This window comes from Streptomyces sp. SID11385, from assembly GCF_010548245.1.
Classification (GTDB): domain Bacteria; phylum Actinomycetota; class Actinomycetes; order Streptomycetales; family Streptomycetaceae; genus Streptomyces.
The window spans coordinates 1-6,821 of the sequence record NZ_JAAGLR010000073.1; the positions used below are offsets into that span (position 1 = coordinate 1).

At 72.7% G+C, this 6,821-nt stretch carries 4 protein-coding genes; 2 read left to right on the top strand and 2 right to left on the bottom strand.

Annotated features, from left to right (window positions below; all coding sequences use genetic code 11):
• Positions 1–65: 65 nt before the first annotated feature.
• Complete coding sequence (locus G3I42_RS02595) at positions 66–977, bottom strand: LLM class flavin-dependent oxidoreductase (protein ID WP_164282224.1); 912 nt, start codon at positions 975–977, stop codon at positions 66–68.
• Positions 978–1,174: 197 nt separating this feature from the next.
• Between G3I42_RS02595 and G3I42_RS02600 the strand changes: the two genes are divergently transcribed.
• Entirely contained in the window at positions 1,175–2,704 is a 1,530-nt protein-coding gene (locus G3I42_RS02600; RefSeq protein ID WP_164282225.1) for a UDP-N-acetylglucosamine 1-carboxyvinyltransferase, read from the top strand.
• Positions 2,705–2,999: 295 nt separating this feature from the next.
• On the opposite strand, the gene G3I42_RS02610 is transcribed toward G3I42_RS02600, so the two are convergent.
• Positions 3,000–4,730: a sigma-70 family RNA polymerase sigma factor gene (locus tag G3I42_RS02610; protein WP_164282226.1), complete on the bottom strand. Its 1,731-nt coding sequence runs from the start codon at positions 4,728–4,730 to the stop codon at positions 3,000–3,002.
• A gap of 725 nt (positions 4,731–5,455) precedes the next feature.
• Between G3I42_RS02610 and G3I42_RS02615 the strand changes: the two genes are divergently transcribed.
• Positions 5,456–6,526 (top strand): substrate-binding domain-containing protein, encoded by a 1,071-nt coding sequence (locus G3I42_RS02615; RefSeq protein ID WP_164282227.1) that lies wholly within the window; start codon positions 5,456–5,458, stop codon positions 6,524–6,526.
• The last annotated feature ends 295 nt before the right edge of the window (positions 6,527–6,821 follow it).

Genomic DNA, 6,821 nt, shown 5'->3' on the forward strand with positions numbered 1-6,821 from the left:
CGCGGTACGGCCATTGCGGTGGCGGGACGGGCGCGTGGCGCGCGTCACGCCCCCGGCGGCGGCCCTCAGTACCCGGGCGGGCCCGCCTCGACACGGCGCAGGACGGGCGCGAGCCGGTCGATGTGCTCGCCGTCGCCGGCCTGGCGCTCGTCCCACCACGTCATCCCGGCCTCGGCGTACGGCGCGATCAGCTCGGCGGCCCGGTCCGGGTCGCGCGGCGAGATGCCGCCGAGCACGAGGTCGAAGGGGGTCGCGGGGGTCGCGCGCTCGCGCACGTACGCCTCCGGGTGCTCCTCTCCGTACGCGGCGCGATGCTCCCGTACGTACGCCGCCAGCTCGCGCACCTCCGCGAGGTCCGGCGGGGTGCCGTGCGAGGCGGTGCGGAAGAGCGGGACCGCGCCGTCCCAGCGCGCGGCGCGGCGCATCGGGGGGCGGCTCGGCCAGAAGCCGCCGATCCACACGGGCGGGCGCGGGCGCTGCGTGCTCGCGGGGAGCAACTGGGCGTCGTCCACCGTGAAGTGACTGCCGCGGTGCGTGACGTGTTCGCCCGTCCAGTAGCGGGCGAGGAGTTCGAGGCCCTCGTCGAGCATCCCGGCGAGGACGCGCGGGTCGGTGGGTTCGCCGAAGCTCCCGTACTCGTCCTCGATCGGGCCGCCGAGACCGGCGCCGAGGACGACCCGGCCGCCGCTGAGCGCGTCGAGCGTGGCGACCTGGCGGGCGAGTTGGTGGGGGCGGCGGCGCGGGACGGGCGTGAGGAGCGTGCCCAGGCGCAGGCGGGTGGTGGCGAGGGCCGCGGCGGTGAGGAGCATCCAGGGGTCACCGAAGGGGGCTCCGCGACGCCGCTCCCTGTCGTGGAGCACGTGGTCCCAGACGAAGAGCCCGTCCCAGCCTGCCTCCTCGGCGGTGCGGGCGAGGAGGGCGACGGTACGCGGGTCGGCGAAGTCACCGAAGTTCGGGATGTTCACGGAGTAGCGCATGGGCGCATCCTCCGGCGGGTACCCGGACGGCGCAACGCCGGTACGGGCGGGGCCGCCCGTCACCCGAGTGGCGCGACGGGCGGGGACGCGGTTGACTGAAATGCCCTCACCGTGCCCGGGGTTGTACGGGTATGACGCCTCGCGCGCCGCACACCCCCCAAGCGGCGGCGATCTCATATCTGAGATAGCCTGCATCCATGGCAGACGATTACCTCGTACGCATCGGCAAGCTCATCCGTGACGCCCGTCAGCATCGTGGCTGGTCACAGGCGCAGCTCGCCGAGGCGCTGGCCACGAGCCAGAGTGCGGTGAACCGGATCGAGCGCGGCAATCAGAACATCAGTCTTGAGATGATCGCACGCATCGGGGAGGCCCTGGACAGCGAGATCGTCTCGCTCGGGTACTCCGGGCCGATGCACCTGCGGGTGGTCGGCGGTCGCCATCTGTCGGGCGCGATCGACGTCAAGACGAGCAAGAACGCGTGCGTCGCGCTGCTGTGCGCGAGCCTGCTCAACAAGGGCCGTACGACGCTGCGGCGCGTGGCCCGTATCGAGGAGGTCTACCGCCTCCTCGAAGTCCTCTCGTCGATCGGCGTCAAGGCGCGCTGGATCAACGACGGCAAGGACCTGGAGCTGGTCCCGCCGGCCGAGCTGAACATGGCCTCGATCGACGCGGACGCGGCGCGCCGCACCCGTTCGATCATCATGTTCCTGGGCCCGCTGCTGCACCGCATGGACCACTTCACGCTGCCGTACGCGGGCGGCTGCGACCTCGGCACGCGGACCATCGAGCCGCACATGATCGCGCTGCGCCGCTTCGGTCTCGACATCACCGCGACCGAGGGCCTGTACCACGCGGCCGTGGAGCGGGCGATCGTCCCGGACCGCCCGATCGTGCTGACCGAGCGCGGCGACACCGTGACCGAGAACGCGCTGCTCGCCGCCGCGCGCAACAGCGGCGTCACGACGATCCGCAACGCCTCCTCCAACTACATGGTCCAGGACCTCTGCTTCTTCCTGGAGGCCCTGGGCGTACGGGTCGAGGGCATCGGCACCACGACGCTCACGGTGCACGGCGTGCCCGACATCGACGTCGACGTGGACTACTCGCCCTCCGAGGACCCGGTCGAGGCGATGAGCCTCATCGCCGCCGCCGTCGTCACGGAGTCCGAACTCACCGTGCGCCGCGTGCCGATCGAGTTCCTGGAGATCGAGCTGGCGGTGCTGGAGGAGATGGGCCTCGACCACGACCGCTCCCAGGAGTACGTCGCGGACAACGGCCGTACCCGCCTCACCGACCTGACGGTCCGCCCCTCCAAACTGGAGGCGCCGATCGACAAGATCCACCCCATGCCCTTCCCGGGCCTGAACATCGACAACGTCCCGTTCTTCGCGGCGATCGCGGCGGTGGCCCAGGGCAAGACCCTCATCCACGACTGGGTCTACGACAACCGCGCGGTCTACCTGACCGACCTCAACCGCCTCGGCGGCCGCCTCCAGCTCCTCGACCCGCACCGCGTCCTGGTCGAGGGCCCCACCCGCTGGCGCGCCTCCGAGATGATGTGCCCACCCGCCCTGCGCCCGGCGGTCGTCGTCCTCCTCGCGATGATGGCGGCCGAGGGCACCTCGGTCCTGCGCAACGTCTACGTCATCAACCGGGGTTACGAGGACCTGGCGGAGCGCCTGAACTCGGTGGGGGCGCAGATCGAGACGTTCCGGGACATTTGATGAGCGGATGCCGCCGCACCCCGTCTGACCTGCTACTTAGCGGGCCAGGGAGGGGTGCGGCGGCATCTCTGGGACTTCTCTGGGACTTTGGGCCTGCGGCGGGCTATGGGTCACGCTCCACAGGCTCTGCCGACCGGCCGCAGTTACGCGAAGATCGCGTCGATGACGGCGGTGCCCCGTGCGCCGGCGCGGGGCAGGAAGTGGGAGTACTTCCGCAGCGTGCGGGCGGGCTGGTCTTGTGGCTCCGCGCGGGGTCGTTCACGATCGCGGCGGCCGTTCGCCGGCCGCGACCACGTCACTTGGTGCCGAAATCCTGGGTCCACCACGGGCCGCCCGACCCCTGGAGGACGCCCACGCCCAGGTCCTTGAACGCGCAGTTGAGGATGTTGGCACGGTGAGGGGGGCTGTTCATCCAGGAGTTCATCACCGACTCCGGAGTCTGCTGGCCCCGGGCGATGTTCTCCCCGTACGAGGACCAGCGGTAGCCCGCGCTGGTGATGCGGTCGCCGGGACCCGCGCCGTCCGGGTTGGTGTGCTCGAAGAAGTCCCGGGCCGCCATGTCCTCGGAGTGGGCCCGCGCTGCGGCGTCCAGCTGCGAGTCCCCGCTGACCGGACCGCAGCCTGCCTTCGCACGCTCCTGGTTGACCAGCGCGATCACCTGCGCGACGGCCCCGGCGGGGGCGGACTGCGAGGAAGAGGCTCCGGCGGTGGTTCGGGATGGCAGGGGCTGCGGCCTCGTCGTCAGCTCGGGCGAGCTCTTCGCCGGGCTCGGGCTCGCGGAGGCGCCAGAACTCGAGGAGACGCTAGGGCTCTTCGAAGCGCTGGGGCTCTTCGTCGGGGAGGCGGAGGGCGACGGAGGGTGCGACGGACTGCCGACCGGAGTGGGGAGGCCGGTGACGGGGGCGGTCGGAGCCCCGGCCAAGGTTTCGCTCCCGTCCGCGCCGCCGTCCGGCTCGTGGCCGAAGTACCAGGCACCGCCACCGGCGAGGCAGGCGGCGATGACGGCGGCTGCCGTCGCGCGCCGCCGTATGCGACGCTTGCGGCGGGCGGCGTCGCGGGCGGTGCCCCGGCCGCGTCTCCGACGTGCCGCGGCCCGGCCGCCGGTGGCGTGACCGCCGTAGCTCGCGGTCACGTCGTCCGCGGCGGCGGTCACGTTGTCCGTGGCTGCTGCCCCGTCGTCCGTGGCGGCGGTCCCGTCGACGCCGTCGGACACCGAACCGGTCGGCTTGCCGTCGTAGCCGGTCGGCGGATGCGGCGCCAGCGTCACGGGAACGGGCACCAGACCGAGACCGGCGAGCAGTCCTTCGGCCGGCACCAGTCCGCTCCACAGGCCCGCGCAGCGCACGCACTCACGCGCGTGCCGGGCTATTCGCTTGCGCCACAGCGCGGACGGACGGCCGTCCCAGCCCACCAGCAGCTCGGCGAGCTGGCGGCAGCGCGGCCGGGCGTCGAGGGCGCGGACGACCACGCGGGCCGCCTCCAGCTGGGCCTTCATCCGCTGCACCCGGACCGCGGTGTGCTGCGGGGACAGTGCGAGTGCCTGCGCGACCTCGGCGCGGGTCAGCTCACCGGCGCACTCCAGCCACCACAGCGACAGCAGACCCCGGTCGTCCGGCTCCAGCCAACGGGTGGCGCGCGCCGTCTCCTGGCGCTGGCCGGAGAGCTGGAGTCGCAGCACCGTCAGGTCCACGAAGTCCGCGCCGGGATCCGGGGCCCGGTCGGCCTCCTCGACGCCGCCCGGCGCGGCCTGCCGGTCCTGCCAGTGCCTCCGCACCCGGTTCATGGCGATCGCCACCAGCCAGGACCGGAAACTGCCCGGTTCACGCAGCCCGGCCAGTCCGTCGAGGGCGCGCAGCATCGTGTCCTGGACGACGTCGTCGACATCCACGGAACCGTTCAGCGCGCGGCCCACGACGTTGTACACGAGCGGCAGGTGCGCGCTGATCAAGGCGTCCTGAGCCGCTGGGTCGCCCTCGCGGGCGTGAGTCACCAGCTCTGCCAGCTCCACCGGATGCTGTGTGCTCATACGAGAAGTTCCCTGTCCTTCGACGTCGGTCGATGATGTCCGATGGCTGGGAGACCCCCGAGGCTGGCCCGAATAACAATTCCTCGCGGATCCGATCGAAGACTCCCGGCCCTCCACCGCACCGCGGCCGTCCTCTGGGCGCTGAAGCCGCGTCCGTCGTCGGCGCTCCGCACAGAGAAGAGAGCGCGCTTCCGGTCGACGACGGCCAGGGGGCCCGCCAGGGCGGCAGCCGGTCGCGCGGCATAGCGGCGGTGTCCATCAGGGCGGCGGCGCTGATCTCCCGGAACCACCCGCCGCCCTCTCTCTCCGGCCTGGTGCGGCTCCGAGTTGCCGAGGTCGGCCACCGCTGGCCTCGGCGGCGGCGACGTCCCGGCGGGTGCGTCGCACTGGGGGTGATACTCCGGCCCGGGCCGGTCGGTGGGCGTGCCGGGGCCGACGGGCCGTTGCGGCGAAGCGGCGCACGGAAGGGATCACAAGAGCCGGATCGTTCGATCAGCTCTGAGCGACCATGCGATAACCGGTCGATTCAATGTCTTCCGGTCTCCGCGCCGCCGGATGCCGTGCGCGGTGGGCCGGAATCCCCTCCCGTGCCACACGGCGGCCGGGGAGGATGGGGAAGAGGGAACTGATCAGATGACCCGTGCGTGATCGGATATGGTCCTCAAGGGAGGCATTGCCGGTCAGGCATGCCTAGGGACACCGGATCCGATTCCAGAGGAGTGCCGATGGCAGTTTCGGCCGAACGACGTCGCTCGCGCATCCTCGACGTCGTGCGCGAGACCGGTTCCATCCGGGTCGTGGAACTCGCCGAGCGTCTCGACATCCCGGCGGTCACCGTCCGGCGCGACGTCGCCGTCCTCGCCGACGAGGGCAAGGTCCAGCGCACCCACGGCTCGGTCTCCCTCTCCCCCGGCACCGCCGGCGGGCAGCCCGCGGGCCAGGGCCGGGTGATCGGCATGCTGGTGCCCACGGTCGGCCAGTACTTCGACGAGGTGATCGCCGGGGCCCATGCCGCGGCGACCGCGGGAGGCGCCCGGCTGGTCCTGGGCATCGCCCCGTACGGCGCCGGGAATGACCGCGCGCAGGTAGAACGGCTGCTGGGGTCCGATGTCGACGGGCTGCTCCTCACGCCGGGCTGGACTCCCGGCGGTGGGCTGGAGGGCGGCGACTGGCTGGGCGAACTGCCCGTCCCCGCCGTCCTGGTGGAACGCCGCGCGGCTCGGCTGGGCGCGGCGGCGCAGTTGGACGCGGTCTGCTCCGACCACCGCCACGGAGTCCTGCTGGCCCTGCGCCGCTTCGTCGCGCTCGGGCACGACGCGGTGCTGCTCGCCGCCCGTGCCGACACCCGCACCGCCTGCGAGGTGCGCGCGGGCTACGCGGAGGCCACCGAACAGCTCGGACTCCCGACGCTGCCCGTGATCGACGTGCCCAACCCCGGGGTGTCCCGCTCACCCGCGGACGAAGCGGACCTGGCCGCCCGGATCGCCGAGGCCGCGCGCGAGGGCGTGCGGGCCGTGCTCGTGCACAACGACCAGGACGCCCTGCAACTGCCGTCGCTGCTGCGTACGCACGGTCTGACGGTGCCGGAGGACGTGGCGTTGATCGCCTACGACGACGTGTACGCGTCGTTGTCGGAGCCGCCGCTGACAGCGGTGGCGCCGCCGAAGCAGGCGGTCGGCTCGGGCGCCCTGGATCTTCTGCTGCGGCGGCTCGACGCCGGCGACTCGATGCCCGTCCACCGGATCGAGTTGCTGCCCACTCTCGAACTGCGCAAGTCCTGCGGCGGGCCGGCGTAGCCGTATCAACCCGGCGCGGGGTGCGCAGCCGAGCAGACCCTGGGTGAGGGGCTCCGCTCCGATCGGACATTCGACCGACCGGAGCGGAGCCTCCCCGTTTCTCCAGGGCTTTTCCTGGGCGCGGAGCCCACAAGCCGGTCCGGGGAAGTCCGAGGTCCGAGATCGACGGCGGTCGGCGGTCGGCGGTCGGCGGTCGGCGGTCGGCGGTCGGCGGTCGGCGGTCGGCGGTCGGCGGTCGGCGGTCGGCGGTCGGCGGTCGGCGGTCGGCGGTCGGCGGTCGGCGGTCGGCGGTCGG